This is a genomic window from Salinarimonas chemoclinalis (assembly GCF_041514305.1).
Lineage (GTDB): Bacteria > Pseudomonadota > Alphaproteobacteria > Rhizobiales > Beijerinckiaceae > Salinarimonas > Salinarimonas chemoclinalis.
In genome coordinates this window covers 24,762-45,569 of record NZ_JBGMWH010000023.1, presented here as the reverse complement: position 1 = coordinate 45,569, position 20,808 = coordinate 24,762, and the positions used below count along the sequence as shown (strand labels likewise).

Annotated in this window: 18 protein-coding genes; 12 read left to right on the top strand and 6 right to left on the bottom strand. The window is 71.7% G+C overall.

The window, feature by feature from the left end; translation table 11 throughout:
• Nucleotides 1-259: 259 nt before the first annotated feature.
• From AB9M23_RS20890 to AB9M23_RS20865, 6 genes are all read right to left on the bottom strand, one after another.
• Nucleotides 260-559 (bottom strand): hypothetical protein, encoded by a 300-nt coding sequence (locus AB9M23_RS20890; RefSeq protein WP_372426580.1) that lies wholly within the window; start codon nt 557-559, stop codon nt 260-262.
• Nucleotides 560-572: 13 nt separating this feature from the next.
• On the bottom strand, nt 573-1,739 hold the full coding sequence (locus AB9M23_RS20885) for a geranylgeranyl diphosphate reductase (RefSeq protein WP_372426583.1): 1,167 nt from the start codon (nt 1,737-1,739) through the stop codon (nt 573-575).
• 125 nt (nt 1,740-1,864) lie between these two features.
• Complete coding sequence (locus AB9M23_RS20880; protein WP_372426578.1) at nt 1,865-3,274, bottom strand: BCD family MFS transporter; 1,410 nt, start codon at nt 3,272-3,274, stop codon at nt 1,865-1,867.
• 14 nt (nt 3,275-3,288) lie between these two features.
• The gene (gene chlG, locus AB9M23_RS20875; RefSeq protein ID WP_372426577.1) at nt 3,289-4,173 is read right to left on the bottom strand and encodes a chlorophyll synthase ChlG; all 885 of its coding nucleotides are present in this window, start codon (nt 4,171-4,173) and stop codon (nt 3,289-3,291) included.
• Between the two features lie 119 nt (nt 4,174-4,292).
• Nucleotides 4,293-5,723 (bottom strand): transcriptional regulator PpsR, encoded by a 1,431-nt coding sequence (gene ppsR / locus AB9M23_RS20870; protein ID WP_372426576.1) that lies wholly within the window; start codon nt 5,721-5,723, stop codon nt 4,293-4,295.
• A 36-nt stretch (nt 5,724-5,759) separates the two neighbouring features.
• Nucleotides 5,760-6,647, bottom strand: coding sequence for a cobalamin B12-binding domain-containing protein (locus AB9M23_RS20865; RefSeq protein WP_372426574.1), 888 nt, complete (start codon nt 6,645-6,647; stop codon nt 5,760-5,762).
• Between the two features lie 262 nt (nt 6,648-6,909).
• Here AB9M23_RS20865 and bchF point away from each other — a divergent pair, with 262 nt between their 5' ends.
• From bchF to acsF, 12 genes are read left to right on the top strand one after another with little or no spacing between them, the layout of a single operon-like run.
• A complete protein-coding gene (gene bchF, locus AB9M23_RS20860) occupies nt 6,910-7,446 on the top strand; it encodes a 2-vinyl bacteriochlorophyllide hydratase (protein WP_372426573.1) in 537 nt (178 codons plus the stop codon).
• Nucleotides 7,443-8,765: a ferredoxin:protochlorophyllide reductase (ATP-dependent) subunit N gene (locus AB9M23_RS20855; RefSeq protein WP_372426571.1), complete on the top strand. Its 1,323-nt coding sequence runs from the start codon at nt 7,443-7,445 to the stop codon at nt 8,763-8,765. Before bchF ends, AB9M23_RS20855 begins: the two co-directional genes overlap by 4 nt.
• 4 nt (nt 8,766-8,769) lie before the next feature.
• Nucleotides 8,770-10,377: a ferredoxin:protochlorophyllide reductase (ATP-dependent) subunit B gene (bchB, locus tag AB9M23_RS20850; RefSeq protein ID WP_372426569.1), complete on the top strand. Its 1,608-nt coding sequence runs from the start codon at nt 8,770-8,772 to the stop codon at nt 10,375-10,377.
• A gap of 25 nt (nt 10,378-10,402) precedes the next feature.
• Nucleotides 10,403-14,236, top strand: coding sequence for a magnesium chelatase subunit H (locus AB9M23_RS20845; RefSeq protein WP_372426568.1), 3,834 nt, complete (start codon nt 10,403-10,405; stop codon nt 14,234-14,236).
• Nucleotides 14,233-15,147, top strand: a complete 915-nt coding sequence (bchL, locus tag AB9M23_RS20840; protein ID WP_443726258.1) for a ferredoxin:protochlorophyllide reductase (ATP-dependent) iron-sulfur ATP-binding protein — start codon at nt 14,233-14,235, stop codon at nt 15,145-15,147. The genes AB9M23_RS20845 and bchL overlap by 4 nt, the downstream gene beginning before the upstream one ends.
• A 1-nt stretch (nt 15,148) precedes the next feature.
• Nucleotides 15,149-15,850, top strand: coding sequence for a magnesium protoporphyrin IX methyltransferase (gene bchM, locus AB9M23_RS20835; protein WP_372426567.1), 702 nt, complete (start codon nt 15,149-15,151; stop codon nt 15,848-15,850).
• Nucleotides 15,847-17,280 carry a PucC family protein gene (locus tag AB9M23_RS20830; RefSeq protein WP_372426566.1) on the top strand — a complete coding sequence of 478 codons (1,434 nt, stop codon included), beginning with the start codon at nt 15,847-15,849 and terminating at the stop codon, nt 17,278-17,280. The genes bchM and AB9M23_RS20830 overlap by 4 nt, the downstream gene beginning before the upstream one ends.
• Before the next feature lie 14 nt (nt 17,281-17,294).
• On the top strand, nt 17,295-18,071 hold the full coding sequence (gene puhA, locus AB9M23_RS20825) for a photosynthetic reaction center subunit H (RefSeq protein WP_372426565.1): 777 nt from the start codon (nt 17,295-17,297) through the stop codon (nt 18,069-18,071).
• Nucleotides 18,068-18,796: a photosynthetic complex putative assembly protein PuhB gene (puhB, locus tag AB9M23_RS20820; RefSeq protein ID WP_372426564.1), complete on the top strand. Its 729-nt coding sequence runs from the start codon at nt 18,068-18,070 to the stop codon at nt 18,794-18,796. Before puhA ends, puhB begins: the two co-directional genes overlap by 4 nt.
• Nucleotides 18,797-18,842: 46 nt before the next feature.
• The gene (puhC, locus tag AB9M23_RS20815) at nt 18,843-19,334 is read left to right on the top strand and encodes a photosynthetic complex assembly protein PuhC (RefSeq protein WP_372426563.1); all 492 of its coding nucleotides are present in this window, start codon (nt 18,843-18,845) and stop codon (nt 19,332-19,334) included.
• Complete coding sequence (locus tag AB9M23_RS20810; RefSeq protein WP_372426562.1) at nt 19,331-19,666, top strand: O2-dependent cyclase accessory protein; 336 nt, start codon at nt 19,331-19,333, stop codon at nt 19,664-19,666. Before puhC ends, AB9M23_RS20810 begins: the two co-directional genes overlap by 4 nt.
• Before the next feature lie 23 nt (nt 19,667-19,689).
• Nucleotides 19,690-20,796 carry a magnesium-protoporphyrin IX monomethyl ester (oxidative) cyclase gene (acsF, locus tag AB9M23_RS20805; RefSeq protein ID WP_372426561.1) on the top strand — a complete coding sequence of 369 codons (1,107 nt, stop codon included), beginning with the start codon at nt 19,690-19,692 and terminating at the stop codon, nt 20,794-20,796.
• The last annotated feature ends 12 nt before the right edge of the window (nt 20,797-20,808 follow it).

The window sequence follows — 20,808 nt, the reverse complement described above, 5'->3', positions numbered from 1 at the left end:
GCGGCGCAGATCGGCATCGGACAGCCCGCGCAGGTCGGACGGGTCGCGGATCGTGTCGAGGAGGGGGGTGTCTGGGCGGCGACGCATGGCGACCTCCTGTGGACCGGGGGAGGGAGCGCGGGGGAGGGTCGCTCCGATTGTCAGTATAGCTTGACACATCGATGCGACAAGTCGTCGTCGCACGAAAAAGCGCCGGGTCCGTGTTCCCGCTTAGTCCCGAACGATCGCATGAGCCGTCTGCCGCAGGTGATCCAATGGATCAACGCGCGGTGCGCCAGCGCCGATACAGGTCGTAGACATGCGCGACGAAGGCGATCGTCAGCCCGGCGGCGACGATCGTCCAGGATTGACCGTGAATCGCGGCGCGCGCCGCGATCGAAAGCCCGAGGCCGGCGGCCACGAATCCCGCGAGATCGCGAAATCCGAGGCCGCGGCCCTCGGGGAGGAGCCGCGCTCTCGCCCGGGGGAGACGCGAGAGCGCGAAGAGCGCGATCCCTTCGAGGACCAGGATCGCGATGACCAGGTCGAAGACCCGGCCGGACGCGACGAAGTCGATCACGATGGCGATGCGTTCACGGCCGCACCAGCCCGAACAGATGCGCCAGGTCCTTGAAGAAGATCCGGATGTGCGCCATCGGATCGCGGCGCACGAGCTCCTTGTTCATGTAGGCCTGCCAGGTGAGGCGCTGCACGTCCGCGTCGCGGCAGATCGAGACGAAGCGCTCGCGCCGCTTGTCGCTGCCGTACCAGAAGCGCTGCATGATCCCCAGGATGAAGAACACCCGACCGTGCGCCTTCATGAAGGACTTGCGCGCGCCCGCCAGCGCCTTCGACCTGCCGGTCTCGAGATAGGCCTCGACCGCCTCCGCCGCGAGGCGCCCGCCCACCATGGCGTAGTAGATGCCTTCGCCGGAGGCCGGCGCGACGACGCCGGCGGCGTCGCCGGCGAGGAGCACGTCTCGGTTGTTGTCCCACTTCTTGGCCGGATGCAGCGGGATCGGCGCGCCCTCCTTGCGGATGGTGCGCACGCCGTCGAGCTTCGTCGTGGCGCGCAGATCCGCCACCGCCTCCTTGAGGCCGAAGCCCTTCTGCATCGACCCGACGCCGATCGAGGCGGATTTCCCGTGCGGGAAGACCCAGGCGTAGAAGTCGGGCGAGAGCTTGCCCTGGTAGTAGACGTCGCAGCGATTGGCGATGTAGTCCGCCGCGCCCTCGTCCGGCGCCTCGACGATCTCGTGATAGGCGAACACGAAGGGGACCGGCCCGCGCTGCGGCACGGCTTCGCGGGCCACCGCCGAGTTCGCGCCATCGGCGCCGATGACGGCGCGCGCGCGCACCGACACGCTCTCGCCGCCCTCCGCCCGCGACGTGCGGAAATGCACCCGCGCGGTTCCGTCGGGATCGCGGCTGATGGTCTCGAAGGTCGCGGACCGGCGGGTGGCGCCGTTGGCGGTGGCGCGCGCGCGCAGCCACTCGTCGAACACCTCGCGATCGACCATCGCGACGAAGCCGTCGTCGATGGGCATGTCCACCTTCTTGTCGGAGGGCGCGATCATGCGCGCGCCCGAGATCTTGGCGCAGATGATGCCGTCGGGGATGGCGAAGTCGCGCACGAGGCGGGGCGGGATCGCGCCGCCGCAGGGCTTGATCCGGCCCGCCCGGTCGAGGAGGAGCACGTCGCGCCCGCCGCGGGCGAGGTCCGTCGCCGCGGTCGCGCCGGCGGGGCCGCCGCCCACCACGACGACGTCCCAGGTGTGCTGCGGATCGACGGCGGTGCGGGTGAGTGTCTCCTCCGCGGGCGGAGGGGCCGCGTGCTCCGGGCTGTCGTGAGGCGTGTCGTGCGGGGTGTCTGTCGTATCGAAGGTCACGGGGACGGCCTCCCTTGCATGAGCGGTTCGCCGAGGGATCGCGAAGACGTCGCGAGAGACGGCTGCGGCGCGATCGCGGGCGTGGCGACGCGGGCGGGCCCGCGGACGAGGCTCGGCCGGCCGCTCATCACCCGTGCGGCGAGGACCGCCGAGACGAGGAAGAGCGCCGCTTCGCCGAGAAAGACCGAGGAATAGGCGGCGGAGGTGCTTTCGGCGACCAGGCGGCCGAGGTCGACCGCGACGGTGCCGACGAGCCCGCCGAGGCCGAAGGCGATGCCCTGCGCCGCACCCCAGAGGCCCACGCGCGTGCCCTCGCGATTGGCGGCGCCCTGGCTCGCGAGGCGCATCATGGAGCCGATGGCGGCGACCGCGAAGACGCCGTTGCCGAAACCGAGCGCGACGACGTTGGCGTGAAGCGGCCAGGCCGCCCCGACGGCGCCTCCGAAGGCGAGGCCGACGAGGGCCGCCGCCGAGATCAGGCAGCCGCCGATCGCCCACAGATGCAGGCGCGACGGCCCGCTGCCCCGGAAGCCGCCGCCGAGGAGCCCGGTGAGGATCATGCCGGCGAGAACGCCCGCGTTCTGGATGCCCGACAGCTGTGTCGTCTCTCCCGGCGTCATGTCGAAGACGAGGCCCGCGAACGGCTCGAGGATCAGGTCCTGGGCCGAGTAGGCCAGCATCGAGACGAAGACGAAGATCGTGAAGCGCCGCGCCGTCGGCTCGGCCCAGACCTCCGCCAGCGCCTGGCGGAAGGGGACCTTCGGCGCGCCCTCGACGGCCGCGCGGGCGCGCCGCGCGCCCTCGACGCCCCACACCGCGAGTCCGGTGACGAGGAAGGCCACGCCCGCGACGCTCGCGGTCACGGCGACGAGGCGGGTCATCGAGAACGGATCGAGGAAGTGCCCGGCCGTGCCCGCGGTGACGATGAAGCCCGCGATCATCATGATCCAGACGATCGCCGCCGCCGAGGCCTGGCGCGCCGGCGCGACGCGCTCGGCGAGGAGCGCCAGCAGCGAGGTGCCGGACGCGCCCACGCCCACGCCGATGACCCCGAAGGCGAGGGTGGACAGCGCGATGCCGGCGACGAGGTTCGTCGCCGCGAGCGCGGTGGCGAGGGCGGCGAGCACCGCTCCGGCCGCGAGCGCGGCCATGCCTCCGACGATCCAGGGCGTGCGCCGACCGCCGACGTCGGAGCCGTGGCCCCAACGCGGCCGCAGAAGCTGTACGGCGTAGTGCAGGCCCACCAGCAGGCCCGGCAGCGAGGCCGCCAGCGCCAGCTCCACCACCATGACGCGGTTGAGCGTCGAGGTGGTGATGACGACGATCGCCCCCAGCGAGGCCTGGACGAGCCCGAGCCGCGCGATACCGAGCCAGGAGAGGGGAGCGCTGTCGCGGAGGGCGTTCATCGTGCGGCTTCCCTTCATCCGGCGACCGGGCCGAGCCCGCGCAGGGCGAAGGCGGTGACGAGCATGCCGAGCACGTAGAGCGTCGTGCCGGTGGCGTTGTACCAGGCGGCCTTGCCGCGGGGATCGGCGACGAGCTTGCCCATGAGGGCGCCCTGCGCCGCCAGCAGCGCGGCGACCGCCAGCGCGTGCCACGGAGCGCCCCAGATCAGGAGCAGCGCGATCACGACGACCTGCGGCGCCGCCATGACCACGCAGGCGAGCCGCGCGGCGCGGTCGACGCCGAGCAGGACGGGGAGCGAATCGACCCCCTCGCGCCTGTCGCCCTCGACCGACTTGAAGTCGTTGAGCGTCATGATGCCGTGCGCGCCGAAGGAATAGAGCAGCGCCACGACGACGATCCGCCAGTCCGGGAAGGCGGCGGCCATGATCGCCGCGCCCGTGAACCACGGCAGTCCCTCGTAGGAGATCGCCACCGCGGAATTGCCCCACCAGCCGTTCTGCTTGAGGCGGAAGGGCGGTGCGGAATAGGCCCAGGCGAGCGCGAGCCCGATGACGCCAGCGAGCAGCACCACGGGCCCGAGCATGAAGGCGACGACGAAGGACAGGGCCGTCCAGATCACGGCGATCCGGAAGCCCCATTCGCCGGGGATGCGCCCCGAGGGAATCGGCCGGTTCGGCTCGTTGATGGCGTCGACGTGCCGATCGTACCAGTCGTTGACGGCCTGGCTCGCGGCGCAGACCAGCGGCCCCGCGAGCACGACGCCCGCGAGGATCACGGGCCAGCGCGTGTCGGCGGCGACGCCGGAAGAGACGACCCCGCAGGCGAACGCCCACATGGGCGCGAACCAGGTGATCGGCTTGAGGAGCTCGGTGAAGGAGAGGATGGCCGGTCGCGTCATGTCGGAGATGCTACCCCCTCCGACCGGCGCGTCAATCAGAATTGACACTTACGTGTGTCAAGTCGGGTGAGGGAGGTTCGCACGCCCGCGCGCGGCTCCCGGCCCGCGCGCGCTCGGCCTCAATCCTCGTGGTCGAGGTCGCCGAGCCCGTGCCGGCGCAGCTTGGCGTAGAAGCTCTGGCGCGAGAGGCCGAGCATCTCGGCGGCGGAGGCGCGGTTGTCGCCGGTGAGGTCGAGCGCGGCCTCGATGCACAGCTTCTCGATCACGTCGGTGGTCTCGCGCACGAGCTCCTTGAGCGACACGCGCCCGACGAGCTCCTTCATCTGCGCGACGGAATGCGGCAGCTCCGGCCCGGCGGCGCCCATCGCGGGGGCGGGGCGCGGCCCGGTGGGACGGATGGCGAAGCCGTAGCAGGCGTCGTCGACCTCCGGCGCCAGCACGGCGGAAACCTCGACGTCCTCGGTGAGCCCGTACTCGCCCTGGACGACGGTGCCGAATCGCTTCACCGCGCCGTGCTCGCGCACGCTCGCGGTCAGCACGTTGCAATCGACGCTCGAGCGGCCGAGCCAGCGGTCGAGCGGCTCGCCGCGGGCCTGCTCCTCGGTGGCGAGCTGCACGAGATCGAGGAAGGCGGCGTTGGCGGAGAGGATGCGCCGGTCCGAATCGGTCACGACGATCGCGTCCGGCAGGCGCTCGACCACCCGCAGCACGCGCCGACGCGCCGCGGCGAGGGCGCTCGCGCCGCCGGCGGGGGGGCTCAGCCGGACGAGGAAATGCGTCACCCGTTCCTGTCGGAAGACCGAGGCCGAGGCCAGCGCCTCGCGCCCGTCGCCGAGCTTGAGCCGCGCCTCGTCCGAGCGCCCGGCGGTGCGGGCGGCCCCGAGCAGGTCCTCGAGCGCGCCGGCGCTCTCGGGCGCGAAGAGCTGGGCGAGCGGCCGCCCGGCGATCGGGCGGCCCGAGGCGACGAGCTCGATCGCGGCGGGGTTGGCCTCGCTGACGCGGCGCGTGGCGGCGTCGACCACGAGCACCGCCTCGGACGCGATCTGGAAGAGGAGCCGGTAGCGCGTCTCGGCGCTGCGCAGGTGCGCGTACTCGCGCTCCATCGCGGCCTGGGCGTCCACCAGCCGGCGTTGCAGCGAGGCGACGCCGCGCAGGTCGCGGCCCACCGCGACGATGCGCCCGGAGCGGCCGACGTCCACGGCCGAGTAGAGAATCGGCAGGTCCGGCCCGGCGGGGAGGGGGTGGTTCACCTGGCGCCAGATGCGCGCCTCGTCGGAGGCGGCGTTGCGCATCAGGGCCTCGATCTTGTCGCGGCTCTCGACGGTGACGGTGTCGACCCAGCGCCTGCCGCGCCAGCGCCCGCATTCCTCCGCCTCGAGCTCCCGCGAGCCGACGGCGACGTCCTCGATCACCCCGTTGCGGTCGACGATGAGCGCGAGATCGTTCGTGGCCGCGATGAGGCGCGCGGCGCTCGCCGCGTCGACGTCGGCCAACGCCGTCTCAGGGGCCCGGAACCGGCGCAGGCCCTCGGGAGCCGTAGGAGTGTCCATCGGGCGCTGCGATCCTCGCTGTTCCAAGCCGATCCCTCACCGAGCCCGCGCGGCGCCTCCCACGAACCGCTGCGCCTTCCTGACGGCGTCGAGGCCGTCGAACGCCACGAGGTCGGCACCGACGAGCGCGGCGCTTTCGGGATGTTCGTTGAAGTAGTGGCCGCCGACGAGGACACCGATGCGCTTGTTGCGCGACCGGCGCCGCACCACGTCGATAGCGGACGCGAGCTCGGCGAGCAAGCTCTCGCAGCTCAACGACAATCCGACGACGTCGAACCAGTCGGTGCGGACGATTCGGCCCAGCTCGGAGAGAGAGGTGCCCGGCGCGCACACGGAGTCCCAGCCCGCGCGGCGCAGGAATTCCTCGACGATGGCCACGCCGAACGTATGGGTCTCGCCCGGCGAGGACACGAGCAGGATGCACTTCTCCTCGGGGCCGCCGTCGCCCTCCGCCTCGAAGGGCGCGCTGAGTGCGCGCAGCACCTGCTGAAGGCGCGAGAGGGCGATCGTGACGTCGCAGAAGTCCGCCTTGTCCTCGCGCCAGAGCGCGTCGAGGTGATTCGCGGCCGGCGCGAGTAGATGCAGGAAGATCGTCTCGAGCGTCGCGCCGCGGGCGCGCAACACGGACACGTAGGAGGTCGCGACCTCGACATCGTGCGCGATGACGATGCCGGCGAACTCCACCACCTCCTCGTGTGACGGCAGCGGGTCCTGCCGGTCGCCCCCGCCACAGCCGTCGCTCGTGTGCACGAGCATCAACCGGGGGATGATCTCCGCCTCGATGGTGCGGGAGAGCGCGTCTCGGCGATCGGCCTCGTTGCGCGGCGAGCGGCGCGATGCCTGTCCGACCGCCCGGGGGTCCCCCCGTGCATCGCTCCTCGGAGCGGCGGCGGATGACGCGATCGCCTCCTTCAGGCTGGCCATCGTAACCTCCCTTGGTCTCGGCGCTCGGCGCGTCGACTGCTCGCGAACCCTTGATCTTGTTGATTTTTACGGTCGGGGAGCGTGGCTGAACTTGGAGCGAGCATAAGGCGGAGCACGCTTAGCGCGCAAGTGGCGCGAAGCTACGCACTTAACCCGACCGTGTTTGTTGTGAGGATGGATTGACGTCAATCTAGGTTGACACTTCCGGGTCCGCTCCGTAGCTTTCGAGGCAAGAAGACGAGCCGTTCCAGGGAGGGTCGCGATGCGTCGCGCCGACGCCGAGACGCCGAGGAGAGGTCTCTACACGCCGCAGGAACGCCTGCGGCGCGACGCCTCCCCGTGGACCACGGTGCAGGGAGTCCTCGCCCCGGTGCAATTCCTGGTGTGCCTCGCCAGCATCGTCCTGATCGCGCGCTACCTCGCCACCGGGGAAGGCTACGCGCTCGCCACCATCTCGATCGTGGTCAAGACGCTGACGCTCTACACGATCATGGTCACCGGAGCGATCTGGGAGAAGGAGGTCTTCGGCGTCTACCTGTTCGCCGAGCCGTTCTTCTGGGAGGACGTGGTCTCCTTCGGTGTGATCGCGCTTCACACCTTCTATCTCGTGGCGCTGTTCACCGATCTGCTCGGCTCGCGCGGCGAGATGCTGCTCGCGCTCGCCGCCTACGCCGCCTACGTCGTCAACGCCGTCCAGTTCGTCCTCAAGCTGCGCGCCGCGCGGCTGCAGGAGAGCCGCGAGCGGGTGTCCGCATCGCCGGCTTCCGACGGGCTCGTGGCAGGGGAGGTCGCGCGATGAACCGCCACGTGCTCGTCGACGAGACCCGCAGGCCCGCCGCCGCCGGCTGCGCCGATCTTCCGGCCGCCGCCGCCCCCGGCACGGGTCCGACCGTGCGCACCGAGCGCGGCCAGCGCGAGGTCTTCTGCGGGCTCACCGGCATCATCTGGATGCACCGCAAGATCCAGGACGCGTTCTTCCTCGTCGTCGGCTCGCGCACCTGCGCGCACCTGATGCAGTCGGCCGCGGGCGTGATGATCTTCGCCGAGCCCCGATTCGCGACCGCGATCATCGACGACCGCGACCTCGCCGGCATCGCCGACGCCAACGACGAGCTCGACGCCTGCGTCGAGCGGCTGCTCGCGCGCCGACCCGACATCAAGATGCTCTTCCTGGTGGGCTCGTGCCCCTCCGAGGTGATCAAGCTCGATCTCTCCCGCGCCGCGCAGCGCCTCTCCGCGCGCTTCCTGCCGGACGTGCGGGTGCTCGCCTATTCCGGCTCGGGCATCGAGACGACGTTCACGCAGGGCGAGGACACCTGCCTCGCCTCGCTCGTGCCGACGCTGCCGCCGGCGGAGCCGCGGGCGAAGGAGTTGCTCGTCGTCGGCGCGCTCGCGGACGTGGTCGAGGACCAGTTCGCGCGCATCTTCGCCGCGCTGGGCATCCCCGCGCGCTTCCTGCCGATGCGCAAGGCGAACGACCTGCCGCCGGTGGGGGAGGGCACGCGCATGCTCCTCGCCCAGCCGTTCCTGGCCGAGACCGCCCGCGCGCTCGAGTCGCGCGGCGCGACGCACCTGCCGGCACCTTTCCCGCTCGGCGTCGAGGGGACCACCGCGTGGCTGAAGGCGGCCGCGGACGATTTCGGCGTCGACCCGGCGGCCTTCGAGCGCGTCACGGCGCCGATGGCGACGCGCGCCGGCGCCGCGCTGGCGCGCCAGCGCGAGCGGCTCTCCGGCAAGCGTGTCTTCTTCTTCCCCGATTCGCAGCTCGAGTTGCCGATCGCGCGCTTCCTGCATCGCGAGCTCGGCATGGAGCTCGTCGAGGTCGGCACGCCCTTCCTCCACCGCCAGCACATGGCGGCCGAGCTGGCGCTCCTGCCGGACGGTCTGGCGATCGTCGAGGGCCAGAACGTCGACCGCCAGCTCGATCGCTGCCGCGCGGCCGCGCCCGACATCACGGTGTGCGGGCTAGGCCTCGCCAACCCGCTCGAGGCGGAGGGCCTCGCGACCAAGTGGTCGATCGAGCTGCTCTTCACCCCCATCCACGGCTACGACCAGGCGGCGGACCTCTCCGGTCTCTTCGCCCGCCCGCTCGTGCGCCGCGAAAAGCTGAAGGTTTGAGGCGATGAAGCTCACCGTCTGGACCTACGAGGCTCCCCCGCACGTCGGCGCGATGCGCGTCGCGACCGCCATGGAGGGCGTGCACTACGTGCTCCACGCGCCCCAGGGGGACACCTACGCCGACCTGCTCTTCACGATGATCGAGCGGCGCGACCAGCGCCCGCCGGTGACCTACACGACCTTCCAGGCGCGCGATCTCGGCGCCGACACCGCCGAGATCTTCAAGGAGGCCGCGCGCGAAGCGTACGAGCGCTTCGACCCCGACCTGATGCTGGTCGGCGCGTCCTGCACCGCCGAGCTGATCCAGGACGATCCGGGCGGGCTCGCAAGGGCCCTGAACCTGCCGGTGCCGATCGTGCCGCTGGAGCTGCCGTCCTACCAGCGCAAGGAGAACTGGGGCGCGGCGGAGACCTTCCTCCAGCTCGTGCGCGCGCTGGCGCGGCCCCGGGCCGAGCCGCGGGAGGAGGGCGCGCAGCCGTCCTGCAACATCCTCGGGCCGACCGCGCTCGGCTTCCGCCACCGCGACGACCTCGAGGAGATCCGCCGGCTGATGGCCCGCATCGGCGTGCGCGTCAATGCGGTCGCCCCGCTGACCGCGCGGGCGCACGACATCGCCCGCCTCGGCGAGGCGGACTTCAACGTCGTCATGTACCCCGAGATCGCCGGGCCCGTGGCGCGCCATCTGGAGCGCGCCTGCGGGCAGCCCTTCACGAAGACGGTCCCGATCGGCGTCAACGCCACGCGCGCCTTCGTCGAGGAGGTGGGCGCGCTCGCCGGGCTCGACGTCGCCGACGTGCTGGCCGAGGGGGCGGGGCGGCTGCCCTGGTGGTCGCGCTCGGTCGATTCGAATTACCTCACCGGCAAACGGGTCTTCGTCTTCGGGGACGCGACCCACGCCATCGCCGCCGCCCGGGTCGCCTCCGAGGAGCTCGGCTTCGAGGTGGTGGGGCTCGGAACCTATTCCCGCGAGCTCGCCCGCGAGGTGCGTGCCGCCGCGGAGGGGCTCGGCCTCGAGGCTCTGATCACGGACGACCATCTCGAGGTCGAGGACGCGATCAACGCGCTCGCGCCGGAGATGGTGCTCGGCACGCAGATGGAGCGCCACATCGCCAAGCGGCTGGGCATCGCCTGCGCCGTGATCTCGGCGCCCGTCCACGTGCAGGACTTCCCCGCGCGGTACTCGCCGCAGATGGGCTTCGAGGGCGCGAACGTCCTCTTCGACACCTTCGTCCATCCGCTCGTGATGGGGTTGGAGGAGCACCTGCTCTCGATGTTCCGCGAAGACTTCGAGTTCCACGACGGCGCGGTGCCCTCGCACCTCGCCTCGGAGCACGCCGCACCCCGGCGCGAGGCGCCGCCGGCGCCGTCCGCCGAGCCGCGGCTCGAGCCCGCGGCGCCCGAGCACGGCGACGTCGCCGTGCTCGAGCGGCCGGTGGCGGAGGCCGGCGCCGACCTCCGCTGGACGCCGGAGGCGGAGAAGGAGCTCCTGAAGATCCCCTTCTTCGTGCGCGGCAAGGCCCGGCGCAACACCGAACGCTTCGCGCGCGAGCGCGGGGTCGCCCCGATCACCGTCGAGACGATCTACGATGCGAAGGCTCATTTCAGTCGTTGACAGGACGGATCTGACGATCCGATCCATGGACGGGCCGCCCGCGGCCCGCCTCGAGGGCGCCGCGTCGGCGTCGGCGGCGGGCGTGCCTCTGCGCTTCACCATCGTCACCCTCGACAATCATCTCGCGGGCCCGATCGCCCGCGCCCGCCGCACGCTCGCCCGGGAGCTGCCGGGGCTGACGCTGCGCGTCCACTGCGCCACCGATTTCGAGGGCGATCCGGAGGCGGTCGCCCGCGCGAACGCGGACATCGCGAGCGCCGACATCGTGCTGTGCACGATGATGTTCCTCGAGGACCACATCCGCGCCGTGATGCCGGCGCTGGAGGCGCGCCGCGACGCCTGCGACGGGCTCGTCGCCTGCATGTCGGCCGGCGAGGTGACGAAGCTCACCCGCATCGGCGGTCTCGACATGGGCAAGCCCGCCTCCGGGCCGATGGCGCTCCTGAAGAAGCTGCGCCCGAAGAGCTCGAAGAAGGACGGCGCCCCGGGCGCCGGCGATTCGGGCGCGCGCCAGCTCAAGCTCCTGCGCCGCATCCCCCAGATCCTGCGCTTCATCCCGGGCACCGCCCAGGACCTGCGCGTCTATCTCCTGTGCCTGCAATATTGGCTCGCCGGCTCGGAGGAGAACGTCGCCAACATGGTCCGCCTGCTGGTGGACCGCTACGCCGCCGGCCCGCGCAAGGTGCTGCGCGGCACGCTGAAGGTCGGCGATCCGGTCGAGGTGGCGGAGGTGGGCGTCTACCATCCGCGCATCCCCGGCGGCATCGCGGACAAGGCGGATGTGCTGCCGCGCCGCTCCGGAGCCGGTCGGGTCGGCCTGGTGTGCCTGCGCTCCTACATCGTCGCCGAGGACACGGCGCACTACGACGGGGTGATCTGCGCGCTCGAGGCCTCGGGCCTCGACGTCGTGCCCTGCTTCGCGGCGGGGCTCGACGCGCGCCCGGCCATGGAGCGCTATTTCCTCGACGCGGACGGGCGCCCGACGGTCGACGCCGTCGTCTCGCTGACCGGCTTCTCGCTCGTCGGCGGGCCGGCCTACAACGACTCGAAGGCCGCCGAGGAGATCCTGGCGCGCCTCGACGTGCCCTACATCGCCGCGCAGGCGAGCGAGTTCCAGTCGCTCGCGGCGTGGGAGGGCTCCGAGCGCGGGCTGCTGCCGGTCGAGGCGACGATGACGGTCGCGCTGCCGGAACTCGACGGCGCGACCGGGCCGATCCTCTTCGCCGGGCGCGGCCCCGGCGCGGGCGCCGGCGCCTGCGGGCATTGCCGGCGTTCGGAGGCGGAGCGCGCCGCCGGTGCCTGCGGCGACTGCATGCGCCCGCAGCCCGAGCGGGTGGCGATGCTCGCCGCGCGGGTGGCGAAGCTCGTCGCGCTGCGCCGCACCGCGCGCGCGGCGCGCCGGGTCGGCATCACGCTCTTCAACTTCCCGCCCAACAGCGGCGCCACCGGCTCGGCGGCCTTCCTCGCCGTGTTCGAGTCGCTCTTCAACACGCTCGCGGCGATGAAGGCGGCCGGCTACGCCGTCGACCTGCCCGAGAACGTGGACGCGTTGCGATCGGCGCTGCTCGAGGGCAACGCCGCCCGCTACGGGGCGGACGCCAACGTCGGCGCGACGATCCCCGTCGACGACCACGTGCGCCGCGAGCCCCACCTCGCGCAGATCGAGGCGCAATGGGGGCCCGCCCCCGGCCGCCAGCAGACCGACGGCGCCACGCTCCACGTGCTCGGGGCGCGCTTCGGCAACGTCTTCGTCGGCGTCCAGCCCGGCTTCGGCTACGAGGGCGACCCGATGCGGCTCCTGTTCGAGCGGGGCTTCTCGCCGACGCACGCCTTCTCCGCCTATTACCGCTGGCTGCGCGAGGACTTCGGCGCGCACGCGGTGCTGCACTTCGGCACGCACGGCGCCCTCGAGTTCATGCCCGGCAAGCAGACCGGCCTCTCGGCCGCCTGCTGGCCCGACCGGCTGATCGGCGATCTGCCGAACCTCTACGTCTACGCCGCCAACAACCCCTCCGAGGGCATGATCGCCAAGCGCCGCGCCGCCGCGACGCTGATCTCCTACCTCACACCGCCCGTCGGGCACGCGGGCCTCTATCGCGGCCTCGTCGACCTCAAGGGCGCCGTCGAGCGCTGGCGGGCGCTGCCGCCCGAGGACGTCGCCGAGCGCGCCGACCTCGCGCAGAGCATCCGCGCCCAGGCGGGCGAGCTCGACTTCGTGCTCGCCGATCCCGGCCCGAGTGGCGAGGCGGACATCGCGGGGCTGTGGGAGCAGGTGCTCGAGTACGAGACGACCCTCATCCCCTACGGCCTCCACGTGATCGGCCGCGCCCCCTCGCCGGCCGAGCGCGCGGACCTCCTCGTCTCCGTCGCGGACGCCTCCGACGGCATCGCGCTGCCGCGCGCCACCGCCGAGGCGCTCGCCGCCGGGGCGAGCCCCGCCGCCGCCCACCAGGCGGGGGAGCCCGGTCGAGGCGAGGTGATGCCGGACCAGCTCGAACTCCTCACCCGCCTCTCGGCGGTGAACGCGGCGCTGACGACGGACGGCGAGCTGCCCGGCATCCTGCACGCGCTCGACGGCGGCTACATCCGCCCCGCGCCCGGCGGCGACCTGCTGCGCACGCCCGCCATCCTGCCGACGGGGCGCAACATCCACGGCTTCGATCCCTTCCGCATCCCGAGCGCGTACGCCGTCAAGGACGGGGCACGCCAGGCCGAGGAGCTGATCCGCCGCCATTGCGCCGACGGCAACCCGCTGCCCGAGACCGTGGCGATGGTGCTGTGGGGCACCGACAGCCTGAAGACCGAGGGCGCGCCGATCGGACAGGCGCTCGCGCTGCTCGGCGCCGCGCCGAAGTTCGACAGCTACGGCCGGCTGTGCGGCGCGGTGCTGCGGCCGCTCGCCGAGCTCGGTCGCCCGCGCATCGACGTCGTCGCCACGCTCTCGGGCATCTTCCGGGACCTGATGCCGCTGCAGACGCGCATGCTCGCCGAGGCCGCCTTCCTCGCCGCCTCCGCCGACGAGCCCGACGCGATGAACTTCGTCGCGAAGCACGCGCGCGGCTACATGGCCGAGAGGGGCTGCGACCTCGAGACGGCGGCCCTGCGCATCTTCTCCAACGCCGACGGCGCCTACGGCGCCAACGTCAACCAGCTGATCGACGCCGGCGCCTGGGACGACGAGGACGAGCTCGCCGAGACCTTCTCGCGGCGCAAGTGCTTCGCCTACGGCCGCTCCGGCAAGACGACGCGCGAGCCCGCCCTGTTCGAGAGCATGCTCTCGGGCGCGGACCTCGCCTACCAGAACCTCGAATCGGTCGAGCTCGGCGTCACCACCGTCGATCAGTACTACGACAGCCTGGGCGGCATCTCGAAGGCGATCGGCCGCGCCCGCCGCGAGATCGGGCGCGACGCGCCGGGCGCCCGCCCGGTGCCGGTCTACATCGGCGACCAGACCAAGGGGAAGAACGTGGTGCGCACGCTCACCGAGCAGGTGGCGCTCGAGGCCCGCACCCGCATGCTGAACCCCAAGTGGTACGAGGGCCTGCTGCAGCACGGCTACGAGGGCGTGCGCCAGATCGAGGCCTCCGTCACCAACACGATGGGATGGTCGGCCACCACCGGCCAGGTGCAGGACTGGGTCTACCAGCGCCTCACCGAGACCTTCGTGCTCGACGCGGAGATGCGCGAGCGCATGGCCGCGCTCAACCCGAAAGCGTCCGTGAAGATGGCCAACCGCCTCATCGAGGCGCACGAGCGCCGCTACTGGACGCCCGACGCCGCCACGCTCGCCGCGCTGCGCGCCGCGGGCGAGGCCCTCGAGGACCGCCTGGAAGGCATCACCGAAGGAGCGACCCCGTGACCGCCTTGAACATCCGTGCGCCTATCCCCCGGCGCCCGACCCTCGGCCGCTCCGACGGCGAGGGCAGCGTGCAGGTCCACCTGGATCCGAGCCTCGACATGGGCAAGGCGCAGGTCTTCGCCGTCTACGGCAAGGGCGGGATCGGCAAGTCGACCACCTCGTCGAACCTGTCCGCGGCCTTCTCCAAGCTCGGCAAGCGGGTCATCCAGATCGGCTGCGATCCCAAGCACGACTCGACCTTCACGCTCACGCGCCGCCTGATCCCGACCGTGATCGACGTGCTCGAGACCGTCGACTTCCACTCGGAAGAGCTGCGGATCGAGGACTTCGTCGTGGAAGGCTACAACGGCGTCATGTGCGTCGAGGCGGGCGGCCCGCCCGCGGGTACCGGCTGCGGCGGCTACGTCGTCGGGCAGACGGTGAAGCTCCTCAAGGAGCATCACCTGCTCGAGGACACCGACGTCGTCATCTTCGACGTGCTGGGAGACGTGGTCTGCGGCGGATTCGCCGCGCCGCTCCAGCACGCCGACCGGGCGCTGATCGTGGCCGCCAACGACTTCGACTCGATCTTCGCGATGAACCGGATCGTGCAGGCCATCAAGGCGAAGTCGAAGAACTACGAGGTGCGGCTCGGCGGCGTCATCGCCAACCGTTCGGCGGCGACGGACCAGATCGAGCGCTTCACCGACAAGATCGGCATGAACGTGCTCGCCCGCTTCCCCGATCTCGACGCCATCCGACGCTCGCGGCTGGGCAAGCGCACGATGTTCGAGATGGGGGATGAACCCGATGTCGTCGCCGTGCAGGACGAGTACCTTCGCCTGGCGCAGTCCCTCCTCGACGGCACGGAGCCGCTGATCTGCGACTCGCTGAAGGATCGCGAGATCTTCGATCTGCTGGGGTTCGAGTGAGATGCACACGCAGAGCTACGTCGACCGCCGCCACCGCCTCCAGGCCTATTTCGACCGCACCGCGTCGGAGACCTGGGCGCGGCTGACGTCGGATGCGCCGGTCAGCCGCATCCGCGCCACCGTCCGGGCCGGACGCGCGGAGATGCGTGCGACGATCCTCTCCTGGCTTCCGGCGGACCTCGGCGGCCTCACCCTGCTCGACGCCGGCTGCGGAACCGGCGCGCTCGCCGTCGAGGCGGCGCGGCGCGGCGCGCGGGTGACCGCGATCGACGTGGCCGAGAGCCTCGTGCGCGTCGCCGCCGAGCGGCTGCCGGCGGACGTCGACCCCGCGCTCGTCTCCTTCCGCACCGGCGACATGCTCGATCCCGCGCTGGGGCGCTTCGACTACGTCGTGGCGATGGATTCGCTCATCCACTACCGCGCCGCGGACATGGCCGGCGCCCTCGCGGCGCTGTGCGCGCGCACGGACCGCGCCGTGATCGCCACCTTCGCCCCGCGCACGCCCGCGCTCTCGCTGATGCACGCGACCGGCAAGCTCTTCCCGCGCGCGGACCGCTCGCCGGCCATCGAGCCGGTCTCGGAGGCGACGCTCACGCGCCTCGTCGCGGGCGAGCCCGCGGCCGCGGGCTGGCGCCCGGCGCGCATGCGGCGGGTGAGCCGCGGCTTCTACACCTCGCAGGCGCTGGAGCTCGTGCCCGCATGAACCTGGCGAAGCCCGCCCTCTCGAGCTTCTGGACGCTGATCGGCACGCGCTTCCTGCCGTTCGCGGATGCGGCGACGCGTGAACTGCCGCTCTCGCGGCTGCTTCGCCTGTCGTTGTTCCAGGTCTCGGTGGGCATGGCGATCGTGCTGCTCAACGGAACGCTCAACCGGGTGATGATCCTCGAGTTGAACGTGCCGGCCTGGCTCGTGGCCTCGATGATCGCGCTGCCGGTGCTGTTCGCCCCGGTGCGGGCGCTGATCGGGCACCGTTCGGACCACCACCGCTCGCTGCTCGGCTGGAAGCGCGTTCCCTACATCTGGTTCGGCTCGCTGCTCCAGTTCGGCGGCCTCGCGATCATGCCCTTCGCGCTGCTCGTGCTCTCCGGCGACGGGCAGGGGCCGGTATGGGTCGGCCAGCTCGGGGCCGGCCTCGCCTTCCTCCTCGTCGGCGCGGGCCTGCACACGACCCAGACCGCGGGCCTCGCGCTCGCCACCGATCTCGCGCCGGAGGACACGCGCCCGCGCGTCGTCGCCTTCCTCTACGTCATGCTGCTCGTCGGCATGGTCGCGAGCGCGTTCCTGTTCTCCGTCCTGCTCGAGCCCTACAGCCACCTCGCGCTCATCCAGGTCGTGCAGGGCGCGGCCGTGGTGACGATGGTGCTCAACGCCGTCGCGCTGTGGAAGCAGGAGGCGCGCGACCCCTCCCGCACCCGCAAGGACGTGGCCCGCCCCGCCTTCAGGGAGAGCTGGGCCGAGTTCGTCGCTGGCGGGCGCGCCACGCGCACGCTCGTGGCGGTGGGACTGGGCACGGCCGGGTTCTCCATGCAGGACATCCTGCTCGAGCCCTACGGCGGCGAGGCGCTGGGCATGTCCGTCGCGGCGACGACGGCGCTCACGGCGTTCCTCGCCGGCGGCTCGCTCGTCGGCTTCGCCTATGCCGCGCGCCGGCTGACGAACGGCGGCAATCCCTATCGCCTCGCGGCGCTCGGCGTGCTGGTCGGCATCGCCGCCTTCTCCTGCGTCGTCTTCGCAGGGGCCTTCGACTCCGTGCTCATGCTGCGCATCGGCGCGGTGCTGATCGGGCTCGGCGCCGGGCTGTTCGCGGTGGGCACGCTCACGGGCGCGATGGCGCTCGCGGACGGGAGCGGCTCGGGCCTCGCGCTCGGCGCCTGGGGCGCGGTGCAGGCCACGGCCGCGGGCGTGGGCATCGCGGTCGGCGGCGCCATCCGCGACGGCGTCGGCGCGCTCGCCGCGTCTGGCGCGCTCGGCCCGGCGCTGTCGGGGCCGGAGATCGGCTACCACGTCGTCTACCACCTCGAGATCCTGATTCTGTTCGTCTCCCTCGTCGCGATCGGTCCGCTGGTCGCACCCGCTTCCGTCGGCTCCTCGGCGCGCCGCGAGCGGTTCGGTCTCGCCGATTTGCCAGCTTGAATGAGGAGGCTTCCATGGGCACCGGAGCCATTACGAGTTACATCGACGTCGCGCAGGTCACGCTCTACGTCTTCTGGTTCTTCTTCGCGGGACTGATCTTCTATCTGCGCCGCGAGGACAAGCGCGAGGGCTATCCCCTCGTCTCGGAGCGATCGGAGCACGTCCTGGTCCAGGGCTTCCCCTCGATGCCCAAGCCCAAGACCTTCCTCCTGCGCAACGGCCACACCTACCAGGCGCCCCCGGGGCACGTCGACGAGCGCGAGCTCAAGGCCGTGCCGGCCGAGGCCTGGCCGGGCGCGCCGCTCAAGCCCACCGGCAACCCTATGATCGACGGGATCGGCGCGGCCTCCTACGCCCTGCGCGAGAACGTGCCGGAGCTGACCGCGGAGGACGCCAATCGCACGGTGCCGCTCCGCGTCGCGACCGACTTCATGGTCGCCTCGGAGGACGTCTCGCCGATCGGGATGGCCGTCATCGGCGCCGACGGCGTGAAGGCGGGCGTGGTCGGCGAGCTGTGGATCGACCTCTCCGAGCCGATGATCCGCTATCTCGAGACCGTCCTCGAACCGGCGCACGGCGGCCGCACCGTGCTCGTGCCGATGAACTTCTGCCGCATGAAGAAGAGCCGCGGCGAGATCCACGTCGCGGCCATTCTCGCCTCCCAGTTCGCCGACGTGCCGGCGCTCTCCTCGCCCGACCAGATCACGGCGCGCGAGGAGGACAAGATCACCGGCTACTTCGGCGGCGGCACCATCTACGCCACCCCCGAGCGCGCGGAGCCGATCATATGAGCATCGCCATCGTCAAGAAGCCCGAGGAGGCGCTCGCGGCCGCCGCGCGCGCGGCGGCGGACGCCGAGCCGATCACCCCGCGGGGCCTGCCCGCGCCGCTGCCGGAAGGCGAGACCATCCTCTGGCAGGGCCAGCCGGCCTGGCGCACGCTCGCGCGACGCGCCATGCGGCTGCGCGGCATGAGCCTCTATTTCGGGCTCCTCGCCGCCTGGGCCTTCGGCGAGGCGATCGCCGCGGGGCAGGGCGTCCCCGCGGCGCTCCTGTCGGCGACCTGGCTGCTCGCACTCGGCGCTGCCGCGATCGGCCTCCTGTCGCTCTATGCCTGGCTGTCCGCCCGCTCGACCTTCTTCACCATCACCAACGAGCGGCTGATCCTGTCCTTCGGCGTGGCGCTGCCGATGAGCGTGAACGTGCCCTTCAAGCTCGTCGAGAACGTCGCGTTCAAGCGCTGGCCGAACGGCACCGGCGACATCGCGATCGCGATCGAGAGCGAGCGACGGCTCTCCTACGTGCTGTTCTGGCCCTACGTGCGGCCCTGGCGGTTCTCGAAGGTCGAGCCGATGCTGCGCGCGGTGCCGCAGGCCGAGCGCGTCGCGGCGATCCTCGCCGAGCGCCTGACCGCCACGCACGGCGAGAACGCCGCCGCGCAGGCGGCCGCGGAACGGCGCCAGGACGCGGTCGAAGGTGGTCGCGAGGGCGCACGCCTGCGGCCGGCCACCGCGTGATCACCGTATCGAGACCCACCGTATCGAGACCCGTGGAGCTCCCCCGATGAACGCTCACGCGATGCCACCTCGACCCGAACCGGCGGCCGACGCGCCGCGCCGGCGGGGGCACTTCCCGCGGGGCGCCCTGTACGGCGCCTCGACCGTCCTCCTCGCGGTGCTCGTCGCCGTGTGGATCTTCCGCGAGCCGGAGCCGGCGGCGCGGGACCTGAGCGGCGCGCACCTCGCCGTGGCGCTGATCTTCGAGGACCGCGCGGACGGTGCCGTCGTCGTGCGCGACCCGGTGGACGGGACGGTGGTGCAGGTGTTCGATCCGGGCACCAACGGTTTCGTGCGCGGGGCGCTGCGCGGCCTCGCCCGCGAGCGCAAGCGCCGCGCGATCGGCGCGGAGGTGCCCTTCACGCTCGTCCTGTGGCCCACGGGCCACCTCTCGCTCGAGGACACGGCGACCCACGCCTCGATCGATCTCTCCGCCTTCGGGCCGGACAACTTCGCGCCGTTCGTCGCGATCCTGAACGCAGAGGGAGGGGCGTCATGATCTTCCGCCGCACGATCGAGGTGCCCTGCACCGTCGAGATCGAGAACACGTTCGACAGCCTGCACGCGCACGTCGACCTGCACGGCGTCAAGGTCGCGCCGGGCGACAGCGTGATCGTCCACGGCGCGCCGACCGTGGTGCCCCACGGCGAGCGCCAGGTGTTCGAGCGCCGCGCCACGGTGGTGCGCGCCACGATCTTCGACCGGCTGTTCGCCAAGGCCGAGGGCTATGCGGAACTCACCGACCTGTTCGAGGTCGGCTTCGAAGGGCATCCTCCGGAAATCCGGGAGAGCGACGGCCCGGCGCGACGCGCGCCGGCACACGACGCCTGAACACACCCGAGGGAGGACGCGACATGATCACGATGGAAGGCGGAGTGGGCCAGGGCGAGAGCGGCAAGCCGCGCCGGAGCCCGCGCGAGGTCAACGAATCCACCCGCCGCGCCCAGGCGAGCACGATGCTCTCGCCGCGCTTCTACACGACCGATCACGCCGCCATGGACGCGATCGACGTCGAGCCCGTGCGCAAGGACTGGGACGCGCTGATCAAGGAGATGCGCGACGATCCCAACAAGGGCCACTTCAAGCGCACCGACGAGTGGGACGATTTCGACCTCTCGTCGCTGCCCGAGGGGCTGCAGGAGGAGCTCAAGGACTTCCTGATCTCCTCGGTGACGGCGGAGTTCTCGGGGTGCGTCCTCTACGTCGAGCTCAAGAAGCACATCCAGAACCCGGACGTGCGCGAGCTGTTCGCGCTGATGGCCCGCGACGAGGGGCGTCACGCCGGCTTCATCAACGACACGCTCAAGGACCTCGACATCGCCGTCGACCTCGCCTTTCTGACGAAGGCGAAGAAGTACACCTACTTCAAGCCGAAGTTCATCTTCTACGCGACCTACCTGTCCGAGAAGATCGGCTACGCGCGCTACATCACCATCTATCGCCTGTTCGAGCGCAATCCGGAGCTCCGCTTCCACCCCATCTTCAAATGGTTCGAGAAGTGGTGCAATGACGAGTTCCGCCACGGCGAGGCCTTCGCGCTGCTCATGCGCGCCAACCCGCATCTCGTGTCCGGGCTGAACAAGTACTGGGTTCGCTTCTTCCTGCTCGCGGTCTACGCGACGATGTACGTGCGCGACCACGCCCGGCCGCACTTCCACGCCGCGCTGGGCATCGACCCGGACGAGTACGACTACCGCGTCTTCCGGATCACCTCGGAAGTCTCGCGCCAGGTCTTCCCGGTCGTGCTCGACATCGACCACCCCGCCTTCAAGCCGGGGCTCGACCGGCTCGTGCGGATCTCCCGCTCGATGGAGAAGGCCGCCGCGCACGGGGGCATCGCGGGCCGGCTGCGCAAGGGCGCGCTCTCGCTCGCCGCCGCGGCCACCTTCGCGCGGCTCTATCTCCTGCCGGTGAAGCGCAACGAGGTCCCGGCTTCCGTGCGCCTCGAGCCGGCGTGGTGAGGACGCACGCGC

What these genes read in the sequence shown, in the direction of transcription:
- AB9M23_RS20880 (WP_372426578.1), bottom strand. Translation starts at nt 3,274, where the DNA reads ATGAACGCCCTCCGCGACAGCGCTCCCCTCTCCTGGCTCGGTATCGCG.
- chlG (WP_372426577.1), bottom strand. Translation starts at nt 4,173, where the DNA reads ATGACGCGACCGGCCATCCTCTCCTTCACCGAGCTCCTCAAGCCGATC.
- ppsR (WP_372426576.1), bottom strand. Translation starts at nt 5,723, where the DNA reads ATGGACACTCCTACGGCTCCCGAGGGCCTGCGCCGGTTCCGGGCCCCT.
- AB9M23_RS20865 (WP_372426574.1), bottom strand. Translation starts at nt 6,647, where the DNA reads ATGGCCAGCCTGAAGGAGGCGATCGCGTCATCCGCCGCCGCTCCGAGG.
- bchF (WP_372426573.1), top strand. Translation starts at nt 6,910, where the DNA reads ATGCGTCGCGCCGACGCCGAGACGCCGAGGAGAGGTCTCTACACGCCG.
- AB9M23_RS20855 (WP_372426571.1), top strand. Translation starts at nt 7,443, where the DNA reads ATGAACCGCCACGTGCTCGTCGACGAGACCCGCAGGCCCGCCGCCGCC.
- bchB (WP_372426569.1), top strand. Translation starts at nt 8,770, where the DNA reads ATGAAGCTCACCGTCTGGACCTACGAGGCTCCCCCGCACGTCGGCGCG.
- AB9M23_RS20845 (WP_372426568.1), top strand. Translation starts at nt 10,403, where the DNA reads ATGGACGGGCCGCCCGCGGCCCGCCTCGAGGGCGCCGCGTCGGCGTCG.
- bchM (WP_372426567.1), top strand. Translation starts at nt 15,149, where the DNA reads ATGCACACGCAGAGCTACGTCGACCGCCGCCACCGCCTCCAGGCCTAT.
- AB9M23_RS20830 (WP_372426566.1), top strand. Translation starts at nt 15,847, where the DNA reads ATGAACCTGGCGAAGCCCGCCCTCTCGAGCTTCTGGACGCTGATCGGC.
- puhA (WP_372426565.1), top strand. Translation starts at nt 17,295, where the DNA reads ATGGGCACCGGAGCCATTACGAGTTACATCGACGTCGCGCAGGTCACG.
- puhB (WP_372426564.1), top strand. Translation starts at nt 18,068, where the DNA reads ATGAGCATCGCCATCGTCAAGAAGCCCGAGGAGGCGCTCGCGGCCGCC.
- puhC (WP_372426563.1), top strand. Translation starts at nt 18,843, where the DNA reads ATGAACGCTCACGCGATGCCACCTCGACCCGAACCGGCGGCCGACGCG.
- AB9M23_RS20810 (WP_372426562.1), top strand. Translation starts at nt 19,331, where the DNA reads ATGATCTTCCGCCGCACGATCGAGGTGCCCTGCACCGTCGAGATCGAG.
- acsF (WP_372426561.1), top strand. Translation starts at nt 19,690, where the DNA reads ATGATCACGATGGAAGGCGGAGTGGGCCAGGGCGAGAGCGGCAAGCCG.